The organism is Ruegeria sp. CDSC079, from assembly GCF_059610505.1.
On record NZ_JBXWNT010000003.1, the window covers coordinates 200,386 to 216,512 of the forward strand.

The window sequence follows — 16,127 nt, forward strand, 5'->3', positions numbered from 1 at the left end:
CACCCCCCAACTCCGATCCATACCATTGGGTCAGAAATTAGGGGGATAAGCCTGCTTTCAATCTGTTACAGCTGGATGCGGAAGGCCGCAAAACCATCTGCGCCCTCACCGACATCCTCGATCGAAACACCTTTGACGTCACTCATATAGTCACGCGCCTTCGGGCCTGTTTCGAACAGGACCGTGGTGCCGTCCAGCGGCGCAAACGACCAGTTGGCATCTGCTTTGGGGTCAATCGTGCCCTGTTCGACGATATAGCGGACAATCACGTCGCGGTTGGTGTCCGGCGCCTCGAACACAACCGTGTCGCCCATCGCGCCGGGGAAAGATCCGCCACCGGACGCTCGGTAATTGTTGGTGGCGATAATGAACTCCATGTCATCCGTGACCGGAGAACCATTGAAGGCAAGGTCCACGATCCGGGCCGCGCCAGGGTTGACCTCTTCACCCTTGGGTCCAAACCGCGATGGCTGGGACAGGTCGATCTGATAGGTGACGCCGTCCATCACGTCGAAATTATAAGACGGAAACTCTGGGTTCAGCAGGACCGCGTCGCTTGCGCCCGGTTCGACCTGATTGAACATCCCGGCAGACCGCTCCAGCCAACCTCGGACCTGCGCTCCGTTCACCCGTACGGCGCGCACGGTGTTGGGATAAAGGTAAAGGTCGGCCACGTTCTTGATGGCAACGTCACCCACCGGGACATCGGTGTAATATTCCGGGCCACCACGACCGCCGGCCTTGAATGGTGCCGCGGCTGACAGAATGGGCAGGCCTTCGTGTTCCGTGCCCTTCATCATTTCTTCGACGTACCATTTCTGCGCTATCGACACGATCTGTACAGATGGATCATCCGCTACCAGCGCGAAATAGCTGTGCAGCGGGGCCGACGTCTTGCCGACCGCTCGGCGCACATAGGCCAGGGTTTCGTCATGGTCTTTCGCGACCGAGGCCAGCACGGCCTGATCGTCCTCGACCAGCGCCGTGATCGAGCGATCTTCGTTGCGAACCGAAATCGGGCGCGCCTCAGACGTTGTGGTCACCACACGCCACTCGTTCCCATCGCGCTCCAGCAGCAGGTCCAGAAGGCCAAGATGTGATCCCCAGAACCCGCCCATGACGGCGGGTTTGCCCATCAACGTCCCTTTTACAACGTCAATACCGGGACGGTCGGCAAATGTCTCGGACGGGAAAACAAGGTGGTTGTGACCGGTCACCAGCGCGTCAATCCCGTCAACACCGGCCAGCACGACCGAGGCGTTTTCCATACCGTCGGAATGGTCGGCATCGCCAATCCCCGAATGCGAAAGCGCGATGATCAAGTCGCAACCCTGCTCTTTCATCTCAGGCACATAGGCTTGCGCTGTCTCGACAATGTCGCGGGCCTGCACGTTGCCTTCGAGATGCTTGCGGTCCCAGTTCATGACTTGCGGCGGCGTAAACCCAATGACGCCGACCTTGATCGGGTGTTTGCTGCCATCGCCCATTTCAATCTCGCGGTCGAGAATCGCATAGGGTTTGACCAGCGTTTTATCCTCACGCGGGTTTGCCCCCTGTTCCTTTGCGACGTTGGCCAGAACAACCGGGAAATCCGCGCCAGCAAGCGCCTTTTCCAAAAAGTCCAAACCGTAGTTGAATTCGTGATTGCCCAATGTGGCGGCGTCATAACCGACTGTGTTGAAGGCGGTGATAATCGGGTGGCTGTCGCCCTCTTTCATCCCCCGCTCATAGGCGATGTAATCGCCCATTGGGTTGCCCTGCAGAAAGTCTCCGTTATCGACCAGCAGAGAATTCGTCGCCTCGGACCGGATGCCGTTGATGATCGAAGCGGTGCGGGACAGGCCTACCGTGTCGCGAGGCTTGTCGGCGTAATAATCGTAAGGGAAGACATGCACATGAATGTCCGTCGTCTCCATTATCCGTAAATGCGCCTGATTATTGGCAGCCGCCGCAGAAAAAGGATGAAGTGTAATGGCCGCGGCGCTGGCGGTAGTGGTCGCAAGGAACTGACGGCGGGACATCAAGCTGGGGTTGGAAAATGGCATGTGACACCTTTCATTTTCGTTTGTCGACGCGACTTGTGCAGGCCCTGCGAAACAGTGGTGTGACACTGGCTGGCAGGTCCTGCCACGCGTCGAACTGGGCATGAACCAAGTCAGTTTGCCCACAAGTTTCAGGGCGCGTAAAGCAATCCCGGGGTCTCAATTCGATTTTTGTAAAATCTTGCCAATGCCCAAAGCCGCGTTCAGGCAATCAATCGGGCAACGCTTTCGGCTGTATCCAGCTAAGGATCGGCGATGAAAGGTCCAAGGCTGTCGCTGAACTGTTCTATGAATTCCAGCGTGACCAGCGATGGTTGCTTCAAAACCGGTCGCACCAGCGACAGCGTATGAGGCAGAAATGGCCTGAAAGGCCGATAGCTCAACCCCCTGTTCTGATATTGTACTGCGTCCAGTTCGCTAACAACAGACACCCCAACGCCCTTCACCACCAATTCGCAAGCGGCCGTGAATTGCCGAACCTCGATATGCGAGTTCAGTTCGACATTCGAGTTTTGAAATGCACGCGACAGGCGCGCGAAAAAGTCGCTGTCGCGCCGGGTGTGGATGATCTTCTGATCGGCAATATCTGCCGGTGTCACGGTCGAAAGGTCTTCCAGCGCATGGCCTGCGGGAAAGACGCAAACTGTGCGGATATCAATATGGGTGCTTTCGACAGCCGGGTGGCCATTAAACCCATCTGTGATTCCGAAATCATATTGCTCGCCGATCATCCACTCCAGGATGCGCTCGGGCCTATCCGGCTCTATCGTCATGGTGACGCCAGGCCGGTCGCTCAGAAATCCGGCAACAACATCTGGTAAGTGACTGGTGGCGAAGCCAGGAAGGCAGGCGACGCGAATATGCCCGGCTTTGCGTTGCGTGATGTCCTGACTGACATCCGAAATCTGCCGCATCAGTTCCAGCACGCGCTCTACGCTGGGTTGCAGATAGCGAACTTCCTGCGTTGGGACCAATCGACCTTCGCGGCGGTCGAACAGTTGAAACCCAAGCGATTTTTCCAAGTCTGAAAGCAACCTGCTGACCGCAGGCTGGCTGACCCCCAGATCGGATGCGGCAGCCGTGACCGAGCCATTAACGGTCACCGCCATAAGTGCCTCAAGCTGCCTAATTCTCAGGGTTTGGCTCATGGAGCGTCCTGTTTTTGCTGCAAACCTCGGTCAGTTCATAACATCGTATTATATTTTTTGCCAGAAAATCAGGCTTGAATTATATTTCTGTAACGTTAACGTCGTGAAATCGTCATGTGTGCCGATTACGCGTAGCGCTCGGTATTCAACGAAGCATCGCCTTTGATGCATGGGAGGAATCATGAAAACGAAATTGCTTGGCGCTCTTGCCGTATCAACAGCCTTGTCGCCGATCGCGGCAATGGCGCAAACCGAAGTTCAGTTCTGGCATGCCTTTACCGGCCGCCTGGGTGAGCTTGTGAAAGCTCAGGTTGAAGAATTCAACGCCAGCCAGGATGAATATGTCGTGGTTGAAAGCCACAAGGGCAACTATTCGGAAACCCTGAATGCAGGCATCGCCGCCTTCCGCGCCGGTGAACAACCGCAGATCCTGATGGTATTCGAAGTTGGCACCGCAACTATGATGTCGGCCCAGGGCGCGATCAAACCGGTCTATGAGGTAATGGCCGAAAGCGGTGCGTCATTTGATCCGGACGCTTATATCGGTTCTGTCAAAGGGTATTATACGACCACGGATGGCGACATGCTATCTCTGCCCTTCAACTCGTCCACGCCGGTTCTATGGGTCAACCGCAACGCCTTCGAAGCGGCGGGCGTTGATCCCGACACCGATCTGTCGACCTGGGAAAAGGTCGGGGACACGCTGGATCAGCTTAAGGCCGGTGGTGAAGATTGCCCGTTGGTCACTGCATGGCAAAGCTGGATTCATCTTGAGAACCTGTCAGCCTATCACGACGTCCCCTTCGCATCGCAGGATAACGGCTTTGCCGGTCTGGATACCGAGCTGATGCTGAACGGCCCGGCCCAGGTTGCGCACCTGACCGCGATGGGTGACTGGGCCAAGGACGGCAAATTCATCTACACGGGCCGCCGCAACGAAGGTGGCGCGAACTTCCGGTCCGGCGAATGCGCCCTGTTCACCGAAAGCTCGGCAGGATACGCTGGGATCAAAGCCGAAGCCGAGTTTGATTTCGACGTGCGTCCGCTGCCCTATTGGGAAGCTGTCACGGCCGAGCCGCAGAACACCATCATCGGTGGTGCCTCACTGTGGGTCATGGAAGGTCATGAGGCCGATGAATACAAAGGCGTCGGCGAATTCCTCAGCTTCCTGTCCTCGTCTGACGTTCAGGCAGCCTGGCACCAGAACACCGGCTATCTGCCCATCACCACCGAGGCGGGCGAAGCGACCCGAGCGTCTGGTTTCTATGACGAAAACCCAGGCACCGACATCGCCGTCATCCAGATGACCGCGAAAGAGCCGACGGCAAACTCGAAAGGTCTGCGTCTGGGATCATTCGACCAGATCCGTGGCATCATCGACGAAGAGCTTGAGGCCATCTGGGCCGGTGAAAAGACCGCCCAAGAGGCGATGGACAGTGCGAAGGAACGCGGCGACGCGCTGCTGCGCCGGTTCGAATCCGCCAATCAATAAGTCGTAATCTGATGCGGGCCTCGTTGGGCCCGCATTCTACTCTGGTGGGCCAATAGAATGGAAAAACGCGTCATTTTTCGCGGCTGGCTGCTGCCGCTTGCGCTGATCGCCCCGCAGGTCATCATTTCCGCCGTCTTCTTTTTCTATCCTGCTGGTCAGGCCGTTTGGCAATCGTTGTTCATTCCCGACCCGTTCGGGTTGTCTTCTCAGTTCGTGGGCTTGGGCAATTTCGAATTCCTGCTGAGCGATAAATACTACCGCGCCTCATTCGTGACGACGGCGGTGTTTTCTACGCTTGTGACCCTGTGCTCGATGATCCCGGCCTTGTTCCTGGCAGTCATCGCAGATCGACTGATCAAGGGCTCGGGCGTGTATCGGACCTTGTTGATCTGGCCCTATGCGGTTGCCCCCGCGGTGGCGGGTGTGCTGTGGCTGTTCATGTTCAACACCCGCGTTGGTGTGGTCGCATGGTATCTGGGCCAGCTCGGCTATGACTGGAACCACGTCCTGAACGATGCCGAGGCCATGGGGCTGGTCGTTGTCGCCTCGGCCTGGGGGCGCATCAGCTATAACTTTCTGTTCTTCTTTGCGGCGCTGCAATCCGTGCCCCGCTCGGTCATCGAAGCGGCGGCGATTGATGGGGCCCATTTTTGGCGCCGGTTCTTTACCATCGTACTGCCGCTTTTGTCGCCGACCGCGTTCTTCCTGCTGGTCGTGAACATTGTCTATGCCTTCTTTGAAACTTTCGGCGTGATCCACACGATCACCGGAGGGGGTCCGCAACAAGCCACAACCATCCTGGTCTACAAAGTCTTTTCCGATGGGTTTGTGGGCCAAGATCTGGGGTCGTCTTCGGCCCAGTCGGTCATCCTGCTGGTGGTTGTCGGCCTGCTGACAGTGATCCAGTTCAAATATGTTGAGAAGAGGGTGCATTACTGATGGCGGCCCAACAACATGGAATGGTCGAGAAACGTGGTGCGGGCCTGTGGCTGACCCATGCGTTTATGATCCTTGGCGTTCTGGTCATCTTCTTCCCGATCTGGCTGGCCTTTGTGGCCTCGACCGTTACTCAGGCCGACATAATCTCGCCCCCGATGCCGGTTGTGCCAGGTGATCAGTTCTGGGTGAATTACAAGGCGGCCCTGTTCTCAGGCGTGAACGTCCCGGTCGCAACGATGCTGTTCAACAGCCTGGTGATGGCGATTGGCATTGCCGTGGGCAAGATCGTCATCTCGCTCCTGTCAGCCTTTGCCATCGTCTACTTCCGCTTTCCCGGGCGGAACACGTTTTTCTGGCTGATCTTCCTGACCCTGATGCTGCCGGTTGAGGTGCGGATTGTCCCTACCTTCGAGGTGGTGGCCGGGTTTGGTATGCTCAACAGCTATTCGGGGCTGATCTTTCCGCTGATCGCCTCGGCCACTGCCACGTTCCTGTTCCGCCAGTTCTTTCTGACCATCCCGGACGAACTGGCCGAGGCCGCGCGGGTGGATGGCGCCCGCCCGATGCGGTTCTTCGTTGATATCGTGATCCCGATGAGCCGAACCAACATCGCGGCCCTGTTCGTGATCCTGTTCATCTATGGGTGGAATCAATATCTCTGGCCGCTGCTGATCACCACCGATCCTGAGATGAACACCATCGTGATGGGCATCAAACAGATGTTCCCCTCGGGCGATGATTTTGCCCATTGGCCGACGATCATGGCGACCTCGATCCTGGCAATGATCCCACCGGTCCTTGTGGTGGTGTCGATGCAAAAGCTTTTTGTCCGCGGCCTTGTCGATAGCGAGAAATAAGAAATGGCAACAGTATCCCTTGAGAACGTCAAAAAGAGCTTTGGCCCGACGGACGTCATTCATGGCATCGACGTCGATATCGCGGATGGCGAGTTTATCGTGATCGTGGGCCCCTCCGGCTGCGGCAAATCCACTTTGCTGCGGATGGTGGCCGGGCTTGAGACTGTGACATCCGGCGAAATCCGGATTGGCGAAGAGCGCGCCAATGACAAGGAGCCGATGGACCGGGACATTGCGATGGTGTTCCAGAACTATGCTCTGTACCCCCATATGTCGGTACGCCAGAACATGGGCTATGGTCTGAAAATCGCCGGATTGCACAAGGCTCAGATTGACCAGAAGGTGACCGAGGCCGCTAAGCTGTTGCAGCTTGAGCCGCTGCTTGATCGCAAGCCCCGTCAGCTTTCAGGCGGTCAACGCCAAAGGGTTGCCATGGGCCGCGCTATTGTCCGTGAACCTGCCGTGTTCCTGTTTGATGAGCCGCTCTCAAACCTGGATGCAAAGCTGCGTGTCCAGATGCGCCTGGAAATCCGCGAACTGCAAGAAAAGCTGGGTATCACTTCGCTATACGTGACCCATGATCAGGTAGAGGCCATGACCATGGCCGACAGGATGATCGTGATGAACGGTGGTGTTGCAGAACAGATCGGCACCCCGCTTGAGGTCTATGAGACGCCCCGGACGCTGTTCGCTGCGCAATTCATCGGCAGCCCGGCGATGAATACCTTTGATGCAGAGCGCCAGGGCGGAAAGATCAGGATCAACGATACCGAGATTGGCCCCTCGGACGGGCCCAATGGCCCGTTCAAATTGGGCATACGACCAGAGCATCTGTTCCTTGATGAAAACGGGCCCTTTGATGTCATAGTTCAGATAGCCGAACCGCTGGGGGCGAATACTTTGTTGCACGGTCAGGTGTCAGGCTCTGGCGCGGCAATCACGATCAGCCTTCCGGGTGTTCATCCGATCGAAGGCCGTCATCCCAATATGCGTTTTTCTGTTGCGCCAGAGCATATGCATCTGTTTGACCCGGCCTCTGGCATAAGGCTCGAGGGCTGATGCCATTCCCTCAGGTCGAGGCGTTTCGCGGCGGTAAAAACCTGATCCGCGTAGTAGGGCACCGGGGGGCACGCGGCGTCCTGCCCGAAAACAGCATGATCGGCTTCGATTTTACGCTGTCCATCGGGGTTCCGCTTCTTGAGTTTGACGTGGTGCTGACGGCGGATGATGTGCCCGTCATAACCCATAACCATCGGCTGCATGCGCCGACCTTTCGGGATGCCAGCGGTCAGTTTTTGACCGGAAAAGAACCCAAAGTCTCGTCCCTGTCCTTCGACCAGATTCAACAGTTCGAAATCGGGCGCTTGGACGGACACTCGGATTATGGTCGACGGTTCCCCGATCAGGCCCAACTGGACGGCGTTCGCGTGCCAAAGCTGCAGGACCTGCTGGATCTGATCAATCGGCCGGAATACGGCGAAGCCAATCTGATGCTCGAACTGAAATCTGATCCGGATCTGGCCCATGACACGGCCTATCTGGACCGCTTTGTCGAACGCGTGGTACAGCAGGTTCGGGCCGCTGGCCTATCCGATCGCGTGTTGCTACACAGCTTTGACTGGACCCTGTTGGAAGTCTGTCAGCGGCAGGCACCTGACATGCCGTCATCTTACCTGACGCAGCTTCCCGAAAATGCCGATGACGTTGGCGAGGATTCCTCCAAGGCCGTTTGTCCGGACTTTCGAGGCCAAAGCGAAAAAATCCCGCAAATGGTCAAGCAAGCGGGCGGCGCGCTTTGGTGTCCGTATTTCGCAGATGTGATATCTGAGCACGTCGCGCTTGCCAAAGAACTTGGGCTTTGCGTAGCCGTATGGACGGTCAATGAACCGGCGGATATCAGCAGGATGATTGATCTGGGCGTTGATGCCATCGTCTCGGACTATCCTGGACGGGTTCAAAGGCATCTGTCGGATTTGGGCATGAGATGGGTGTGACCCCGCCGCGATTTCTGACACGATCGCCATCGCTAGTGACGGGTCTATTCAGGATCACATCGGCTCGCTGTCGGGTTAGTCTATGGCTGGGCCGCGCGGTTGTTGCCGCATTTACGTGCGCGAGGCTTCGAACGCCGCCCATGCTTGTTCAAAGGTCTCAAAATCGAACTCTGACGCGCGTGCTGGGCCAAGAATAAGCTTTTCGGTTTCAAGCAATTTGCGGATCGCCTGTTCCAGGCTGTCCACCACTTCGGGTGGGATCACCAAAGCGCCGTGCCGGTCCGCATGCACCAGGTCCCCGTCCTTGATCGAGAGGCTGAAGATGGTCACCGGGGTGCCCACCTCTTTGACATGCACGAACCCGTGGCTTGGACCGACCGAGCCCGCCACAACCGGAAACCCATCCGGCAAATCGCCCAGATCCCGCATCACGCCGTTGGTCAACGCACCGCTGATGCCAAACCCTTTGTGGACCGTGGTATTGATCTCACCCCAATAAGCACCGATGCAGTCCGGAAAATCCAAATCTTCGACAACCGTGACAGCCGGGCCTGTGCCCGTTGCCATGTGCCGGTAGTAATCCATCCGGCGCTGACGGATCACTTCGGGAGGGTCTTCGGGAGGGTTCACCGCCGCTATCTTTGCCGTTCTGGCATAACCGACCATTGCCCCCGCATCGGGATCCGAGCACAGCATTGTGCCCCGCGTGAAATTGTCGAACCCACGCTTGCCTTGCGCCACTTCGATCGCATTGCAAACGGTGGGGGTATCGACGGATTTCAAAAGATCCAGCAAGGGTTTTTTCATTGTGCCTCCAGCCAACGGCTCAGAGCCGCTGTCGTCAGTTCAGGTTGTTCAAGCGTAGGCAAATGCCCCGCCTGCTCGATGACCTCAAAACGGCTATTCGTGAGAAGTTCATGCATCAAGGCGTGTCGCGAAACCGGGCACAGAGCATCATCTTTCCCGCACAGGATCAGGGCCTGCCCGGTATAACCGCGCAAGGTATCGCTTTGGTCGGGGCGATCTCGCAATGCTTTGGACTGGTTGATAAAAACATCCGGTCCAAGACCCAAGGCCATATCCATGCACAGGTTCAGAATTGCCTCGCGGTTCGGGCCATCGGTCAGGTAGTTTGGTTTCATCTCCTCGGCCATGACCCGGCCCAAGCCCCCACTGGACACAGAGGCGATTTGTGGACCACGCCTGGCTTTGACGTCATCCCGTTCGGCCAAGTGGTTGGTATCCATCAGCGCCACGCTGACGACGCGCTGCGGTTGCTGCCGGATTATTTCCATCGCAACGATGCCACCCATGGACAGACCCGCAAGGACAAAGCGCGGGGGCGCATAAGACAACACTTCGGCGGCCAAAGCCTGCACCGTGTCATGCCCCCCAATAGGCGCGTAGAGGACAGGATTGCTGCTCGAAAGTGCCGTGATCTGCGGGGCAAAAAGCCGGGCATCGCACATCATGCCGGGCAACATTACAAGTGGTTTCATGTGAACAATGCAGCCCCGTCGGCCAGAGATCCAAGCTTTGCAAAGGCGATATCGGGATCAACCGCACCAAATCCGGCAAAAGTGCCAAATCCGCAATCCGAGCCCGCGATCACTCTTTCGCGGCCGACAATATTCGAAAATCGTTCAATACGTTGGGCGACCAGTTCCGGATGTTCGACAAAATTTGTCGTGGTGTCGACAACGCCAGGTACAAGCACTTTGTCCGCTGGTATTTCGGCTTTGCGGTCACGGAACACCGTCCATTCATGCGCATGACGGGGGTTCGAGGTTTCGAACAGGACATAGCGGGATTTGGTCGACATCAGCGTGCCGAACACTTTGTCCATTCCAATGTCGCAACAATGCGGTCCTTCGTAATTGCCCCAGCAAATATGGACGCGCACCTTGTCAGCGGGAACGTCCTGCAATGCGTGGTTCAGGGCCTCAACATGCAAATTGGCGACTTTGACAAATTCTTCGTCCGAAAGGTCAGAGAACAGCATATGGCGAGACAAGGCCAGGTCGGGGCAATCCAGCTGTAGGTCCAGACCGGCCCCCACAATGGTTTCGTACTCTTGCTTCATCGCATCGGCGAGTGCAGCCAGATAGGCTTCACGTGTGGGGTAGAAATCATTTTGCAGAAACAGCGAGATGACACCCGGGCTGGCCGCGTTCATAAAACCACGCTCGACACCATGCGCGGCCATGGCGGCCTTGAGGTTGTCGATGTCTTTTTGCAGTTCACCTTGCCCTTTTGACCGCACCTCACCCACACACATTGGGCGCGCATATTGTGGCGTACCGCCATCATCAGCCAGGCGTTTCAGGAAGCCGGGAAACATCTTCAGATCTGCTGGCGCGTTGCGCGGGCTGTCCCCGTCAAAACCAGTATAGCGATCTTTGACATAGGTGGCGTATGAGATCTTCGACGTCTCGCCATCCGATACGATATCGACCCCGGCTTCGACCTGTTTGCGCACTGTCTCGGACACTGCCGAGGTCATGCAGGCATCAAACGCATCCGCGTCAAATGGCTCTGCACGCTCGCGCGCAAAGATGAAATCCACGACCTCCTGACTACGCGGAAGGCTCCCTACATGTGTGGTTGAAATGCGGGTCATTCCTTCTTCTCCCTCTGCAAGTCTGATCTGCGCCGCCCGGAAGGCAGCGCAGTTTGTTTCATGCACCTGTCCAAGTTGTACCGGCCGGATCTTCGGTTGCGGTAACGCGATAGAGCCCCGCGTCACCGGTCATCGAAGGCGTGACGCCATAGCTTTCGCCGGGCAGAACCAGTGCAGTATCCCCATTTGTCAGGGTTGTTTCGACATCCTCAATCGTAATCCGCCAGTGGCCACTGGCCGGCATCAAGACCACCGGCTTTTCGGCTTTGACCGGATCAGACACGCACGAGCCGCGACCAAGGAAATCAACCTCGAAACCCGGCTTGTCCTTGATCAGGCCGTTTTCACCGATCACAACGGCAGGCTTGTTTGATGACAGCGCCATCAAATCCCAATAGCGGGCCACGTAATTGCCAATCACATTTTCGACGGGGACCTCGGGATAGGCTTTCAACTGCTCTTCAGTCAGCAAGGGCATGGGCTGTACGTCATGCGGCAGCGTTTCCCCTTTTTTGCTGTCGTAAAGAACCCCATTGTTTCCAAGCATCAAGCCATGGGCCTGCGCATCCTGAATAACCTGTGGCGCCCAAGTGACCCCGCCCCCGGCATCGTCGCCGCCAAGGACTGCCATGATCATCCCATAGTCCTGCCCCACATTTTCAAACCCGCGGAAGATACCGGTCGGGATGTTGAAGATGTCTCCTTCTTCGGCAATGAACTCACCAGCCGATCCGTATCTGCCCCAGAAGAACCGCCAACGGCCTTTGGCGACAAAGAACACTTCGGCCGTGGTGTGGCTATGCAGAGAGTTCCGGCATCTCGGCGGTTGGCCTGCGGCACCGATGTTGAAACCGATCTTGTCGGTGATGTGGACATGCTGGTCGGGGCTTTCAGATACGCCCCCGCCGATGATGGTGAAGTTTTCCTTTTGATCTGACCCCGGGGTATGGGCGTCGATGAACGCGGTTTTACAGGGTTTCAATTCGCCATAACGGACGATGCGGCTTTGGATGGTACTCATTTCTGTCTTCCTTTTGGTTGGAGTTCGCTGCGGTCAAACTCCGAAACCAGGCGGGCGGTTGTTCAGTCGCCGGGCACGCAGGCTGGCCCGGTGGGCGTGAAAACGCCGCAGGGCCTGCCCAGCCTCCAGATTTGAGAGACGATGCGACATTTACAGATCACCGGTTTTCAAAAGGATCTGTTTCCAGACCGACGTTTCATCAAACAGAGTGTACTCACGGCGCAGGCCCCAGGGGCCGAATTCGGCGTGGCTAATACCCAGCACAAAGACCTCGGCCCCCGTCGGCGTGCCGAACACACCCCATCCATCATGCTTGCCATGCAGCGACCAGCGGATCGCGGCGCGGGGCGGCATCATTGGGTCATCGCGACCGATCTGATGTTGAATTTTGAACTCGGCATTCGGGAAAGAGGCGCGAAGCCCCATCCAAAAGCGATCGACCGGAGCCCAGCTGTGACCAGTCGTGCCGCGCGGATATTCCGATTGCACGGCGCGGTCATACTCGGCACTGATCACGCTCAGGTCTGCAGACATGACCCGGTTCAGAATGTCGGCGTATTTCTGACCCCATTCATTGTCATTACCACGCCCTTTGTAAGGTCCAGGCTGATCATTCGCCGGCGTGTAAGGCTGGGCGCAAGCCTCTGGGCCGCCTTCGCGGGCGATCAGATCGCGGGCATATTCTTTTGGGTCCCAACCCATCTGTTGGACAATCGCACCCTGGTCGCGGATCAGCCATTCATCGTTGATCTGGTTGTTGATGGCGTGACAGTCAGCAAGGATACGGTAGACCAGCTTTTTCCCGGTAGCCTTCCCATAGGCACCGTCTCCCAGATGGGTCGCAGTCGACAAAAGCCTGTGCGAGGACAGCATGCCCTCTTCCGGTGTGCCGGACCAAATCACATCCTCACCCAGCAATGTGCGGTCGGGGAACTCGGCAAGCGTTGCCATGGTAGCGGCAATGACGCCCTGATTGCCAACGACAACTGACCCCGGGGATCGAACTACGATATCGGGCGCATAGTAATGGTGCAGCGTGGCAATGCCCCGATCTTCCCAGATTTCTTTTGTGATCCCAATAATATAGTCAGGAAAATCTTTGAATTTCGGGTCAAATCCCTTCATGTCTTCCATCCTTCAGGTATACGTGCAGAACCGCGAACAATCAGCGGTCCATCTATTTCCAATCGGTGCGGACCAACATCGGGCCCTTCGATTTTGCTCAGCAAAATGTCCACGGTTTCGGCAACCATACGGTTTGCAGGCTGTCGTACAGTGGTCAGGCTATAGGTTGGCCATGCCGCAACGGCCACATCGTCATATCCGACAACCGAAACATCTTCGGGAATCCTTAGGCCCAACTCGAATCTGAGGGTGTCCATCACTGCAATAGCCATGTGGTCATTGGCCACAAAAACGGCGTCGGGCGGGTCCGAGGCAAACATCTCCAGCGTTGCCGCCCGCGACTGTTCGCTGGTGAAGTTCCCAACGCCGCGCGCATGCAGTTCCGCCCCCGCATCATGCAAGGCGGCCCTGAAACCTGCTTCGCGGTCGCGCTGGGTCGACGCGCCTTCCCACCCGGCGATGTACCCGATCTTTTTATGCCCCCCGGCCAAAAGGAATTCGGCAGCCTTGCGCCCACCCGCGATATTGTCCGAGGTGACCGCCGACATGGCCGGGTCGTCCTGAACCCGGTTAAACAGCACCATCGGCACACCGGCAGCCAGACAACGATCCGACAGATCCGACGACAAAGCCACCGAAGCCGCGATAATCCCATCAACCTGAAAATCCAGTATTTCTTCGATCACGTTGTCTATGTTGCCGGCCTGATGCGACGCCATGAAGACCAGCACGTGGTAGCCGCGCTCCTGCAACTTGTTTGTCAGCTTTTCCAACGCTTCAGGATAGAACTGATTGTTCAGATAGGCGACCACAAGTCCAATGATCCGGCTTTTGCCCGAGACCACCGCACGGGCCAGAAAATTTGGCCGATATCCCAGTTCATCCGCTGCCTTGCGCACTTTCGCGACCGTTTTTTGCGAGGCAGATGCACCAGGCGTAAAGACCCGGCTAACGGCGGATTGGCTGACCCCGGCCAGCCGGGCAACGTCCAACGATGTAACCTTCTGAGTAACCATCAGTCTGCCGTCCAGCCTCCGTCCACCAACATTGCTGTTCCTGTAACCAAAGCCGACGCCTCTGATGCCAGGTACACTACCGCGCCCATAATATCCTCAATCTCTCCCGGGCGGCCCAGCTTGATCTTGTCCAAAATCCAGGCCCGTTTGGTCGGGTCCTCGAATGTAGGCCGGGACAAATCCGTCAGGATGAAAGTCGGGCAAATCGTGTTGACACGGATCTTTGCGGGCCCGAATTCCAGCGCCATCGCCTTGGTAAAGCCCTCGACCGCAAACTTGGAGGCGCAATAGACCGCGCGTTCCTGCCCGCCGACATGGCCCATCTGGCTTGAGATATTTATCAGCGATCCGGGACGCCCGGCCTCAAGCAACCCTTTGGCAACGGCTTGGGTTAGGAAATAGGCCCCCCGGACATTGACGTTCATGACCGAGTCAAAATCTTCGGGCACCGTTTCGACCGCCTTGCTATGACGTGCAAACCCTGCCGAGTTCAAAAGGATGTCAAACGGTCCGTTTTCGGCGACAGCCGCGGCAGTTCCTGCGACATCGGTGACATCCATCTCAAGCACCTTGGCAGACCATCCCTTGGTAGTCATCTGATCGGCTATCTCTTGTAACGCACTTGCGCGGCGCGCCGCCAATGTGACCTCGGCCCCATGCTCTGCCAGCGCTACGGCGCAGGCCAGACCTATGCCCGACGATGCCCCGGCGACTAGCGCACGTTTGCCGCCTAGACTGAAACTGGGGGTGCTGGGAAAATTGAGCATATCAGACCTCGCCGACTGGGTATGGAATTTCACCTGCGACACGCGCTTTGTTGAATTCGCGCAGGCGGGCAAAGACATCTACGCCCAGTTGCCGGTACACGTCCAGCAGGTCGACCAACACCCAGTTCTCCCGGATCAGGCCATCTTCCAATCGCCAGAAATCCAACGATCTCATAGTGATGCGCTGGCCAGAAGGGGCGATACCCATCCAGCCGTCATGAGTGATGGTCTGGATCATGTCCGGCCAGCCGGTAACAGCTGCATAATCACCGTCACCAAAGAAATGAAAGGTGATCTCGTCGGCGTATTTGCCTCGGTCCGGCATGCCACCCAGGAAAGGGATCTGGTGCCAGTTGCGAAACCCTGCAATGCCGCGCCCGGTGCCGATCCCGGCGGGCCCGTACCAGTTCATGCGCGGATGCCAGAACCTTTCCATCTCCATCACATCGGGGCCACCCTGACTGGGATGCTTTTCCAGATGCTCAAGCATGGAAACGATATGGTCGCAGGAGGCCTTCGATTTTGCCTCATCCCAGGGGCCCCGCACGATACCGTCCAGCGTCGCCGGGCCGGGAATACAGAACTCCTGCCCCAAAGACGGGGCCATCGGCCAGGCCTTCGCCTGCATCATCACTTCGGGAATGTCCCAGAGTGCCTGGATTTCGACAACTTTGCGATTTTCGAAGCGGTAGAATTCGTGGAACCGCATATGGGTCAGATGCCCGGTCGGCGGGATGTCCAACCAAGGGGCGACGAAGGTGCCTACGTAGTGGCCGCCACAGCAGACCCAATCATCACCATGTTGCGTCGGCCCGCCCATCACAATCCAATCCCGGCGTTCCAGATCGGGCATGGATTTCAAAAGCGGTGTGTAGCAGGCATCATAGAGTTCCTGCGGCCCGGTCAGGTCGCCGAATGGATGGGGCATGTGGATGACGGCATCGGGCGCAATCACCGCCTGCAGTGCAGCTCGGACGCCGGTTTCGTCAAAGTTATACATGGCTTCGCGCAATGGCGCGATCAGGGCCTTATGGGTAGAATGTGTGTCCATTGCGAAATCTCGCATTGTGTTCTCTGCTTTTCTTTCAAAACCCATGACGCCCGGG

General features: G+C 57.2%; 15 protein-coding genes. 5 read left to right on the top strand and 10 right to left on the bottom strand.

The window, feature by feature from the left end:
• Positions 1 to 65: 65 nt before the first annotated feature.
• Together AC2FIC_RS06780 and AC2FIC_RS06785 are read right to left on the bottom strand one after the other, a co-directional pair.
• The gene (locus AC2FIC_RS06780) at positions 66 to 2,045 is read right to left on the bottom strand and encodes a bifunctional 2',3'-cyclic-nucleotide 2'-phosphodiesterase/3'-nucleotidase (RefSeq protein ID WP_496691523.1); all 1,980 of its coding nucleotides are present in this window, start codon (positions 2,043 to 2,045) and stop codon (positions 66 to 68) included.
• Between the two features lie 239 nt (positions 2,046 to 2,284).
• Positions 2,285 to 3,190, bottom strand: a complete 906-nt coding sequence (locus AC2FIC_RS06785; protein ID WP_496691522.1) for a LysR substrate-binding domain-containing protein — start codon at positions 3,188 to 3,190, stop codon at positions 2,285 to 2,287.
• A gap of 181 nt (positions 3,191 to 3,371) precedes the next feature.
• On the opposite strand from AC2FIC_RS06785, the gene ugpB reads away from it, so the two are divergent.
• From ugpB to AC2FIC_RS06810, 5 genes are read left to right on the top strand one after another with little or no spacing between them, the layout of a single operon-like run.
• Complete coding sequence (ugpB, locus tag AC2FIC_RS06790; RefSeq protein ID WP_281972851.1) at positions 3,372 to 4,682, top strand: sn-glycerol-3-phosphate ABC transporter substrate-binding protein UgpB; 1,311 nt, start codon at positions 3,372 to 3,374, stop codon at positions 4,680 to 4,682.
• 57 nt (positions 4,683 to 4,739) lie between these two features.
• Entirely contained in the window at positions 4,740 to 5,621 is an 882-nt protein-coding gene (ugpA, locus tag AC2FIC_RS06795; protein WP_142639899.1) for a sn-glycerol-3-phosphate ABC transporter permease UgpA, read from the top strand.
• A gap of 20 nt (positions 5,622 to 5,641) precedes the next feature.
• On the top strand, positions 5,642 to 6,478 hold the full coding sequence (ugpE, locus tag AC2FIC_RS06800) for a sn-glycerol-3-phosphate ABC transporter permease UgpE (RefSeq protein ID WP_271949133.1): 837 nt from the start codon (positions 5,642 to 5,644) through the stop codon (positions 6,476 to 6,478).
• 3 nt (positions 6,479 to 6,481) lie between these two features.
• A complete protein-coding gene (ugpC, locus tag AC2FIC_RS06805; protein WP_496870077.1) occupies positions 6,482 to 7,537 on the top strand; it encodes a sn-glycerol-3-phosphate ABC transporter ATP-binding protein UgpC in 1,056 nt (351 codons plus the stop codon).
• Positions 7,537 to 8,472, top strand: a complete 936-nt coding sequence (locus AC2FIC_RS06810) for a glycerophosphodiester phosphodiesterase family protein (RefSeq protein WP_496691520.1) — start codon at positions 7,537 to 7,539, stop codon at positions 8,470 to 8,472. Before ugpC ends, AC2FIC_RS06810 begins: the two co-directional genes overlap by 1 nt.
• Before the next feature lie 111 nt (positions 8,473 to 8,583).
• Here AC2FIC_RS06810 and AC2FIC_RS06815 read toward each other — a convergent pair whose 3' ends face one another.
• The 8 genes from AC2FIC_RS06815 to AC2FIC_RS06850 form a co-directional block, all read right to left on the bottom strand.
• Positions 8,584 to 9,279, bottom strand: coding sequence for an RraA family protein (locus AC2FIC_RS06815; RefSeq protein ID WP_496691519.1), 696 nt, complete (start codon positions 9,277 to 9,279; stop codon positions 8,584 to 8,586).
• On the bottom strand, positions 9,276 to 9,971 hold the full coding sequence (locus AC2FIC_RS06820; RefSeq protein ID WP_496691518.1) for an alpha/beta fold hydrolase: 696 nt from the start codon (positions 9,969 to 9,971) through the stop codon (positions 9,276 to 9,278). The genes AC2FIC_RS06815 and AC2FIC_RS06820 overlap by 4 nt, the downstream gene beginning before the upstream one ends.
• Positions 9,968 to 11,092, bottom strand: a complete 1,125-nt coding sequence (locus AC2FIC_RS06825) for a cobalamin-independent methionine synthase II family protein (RefSeq protein ID WP_496691517.1) — start codon at positions 11,090 to 11,092, stop codon at positions 9,968 to 9,970. The genes AC2FIC_RS06820 and AC2FIC_RS06825 overlap by 4 nt, the downstream gene beginning before the upstream one ends.
• A 58-nt stretch (positions 11,093 to 11,150) precedes the next feature.
• A complete protein-coding gene (locus tag AC2FIC_RS06830; protein ID WP_496691516.1) occupies positions 11,151 to 12,113 on the bottom strand; it encodes a cupin domain-containing protein in 963 nt (320 codons plus the stop codon).
• A gap of 150 nt (positions 12,114 to 12,263) precedes the next feature.
• On the bottom strand, positions 12,264 to 13,238 hold the full coding sequence (locus AC2FIC_RS06835; protein ID WP_142639913.1) for a nuclear transport factor 2 family protein: 975 nt from the start codon (positions 13,236 to 13,238) through the stop codon (positions 12,264 to 12,266).
• Entirely contained in the window at positions 13,235 to 14,254 is a 1,020-nt protein-coding gene (locus tag AC2FIC_RS06840; RefSeq protein WP_142639914.1) for a LacI family DNA-binding transcriptional regulator, read from the bottom strand. Before AC2FIC_RS06840 ends, AC2FIC_RS06835 begins: the two co-directional genes overlap by 4 nt.
• Positions 14,254 to 15,021, bottom strand: a complete 768-nt coding sequence (locus AC2FIC_RS06845; RefSeq protein WP_399169394.1) for an SDR family oxidoreductase — start codon at positions 15,019 to 15,021, stop codon at positions 14,254 to 14,256. Before AC2FIC_RS06845 ends, AC2FIC_RS06840 begins: the two co-directional genes overlap by 1 nt.
• 1 nt (position 15,022) lies before the next feature.
• The gene (locus tag AC2FIC_RS06850; protein WP_496870081.1) at positions 15,023 to 16,087 is read right to left on the bottom strand and encodes an ester cyclase; all 1,065 of its coding nucleotides are present in this window, start codon (positions 16,085 to 16,087) and stop codon (positions 15,023 to 15,025) included.
• Positions 16,088 to 16,127 lie beyond the last annotated feature (40 nt).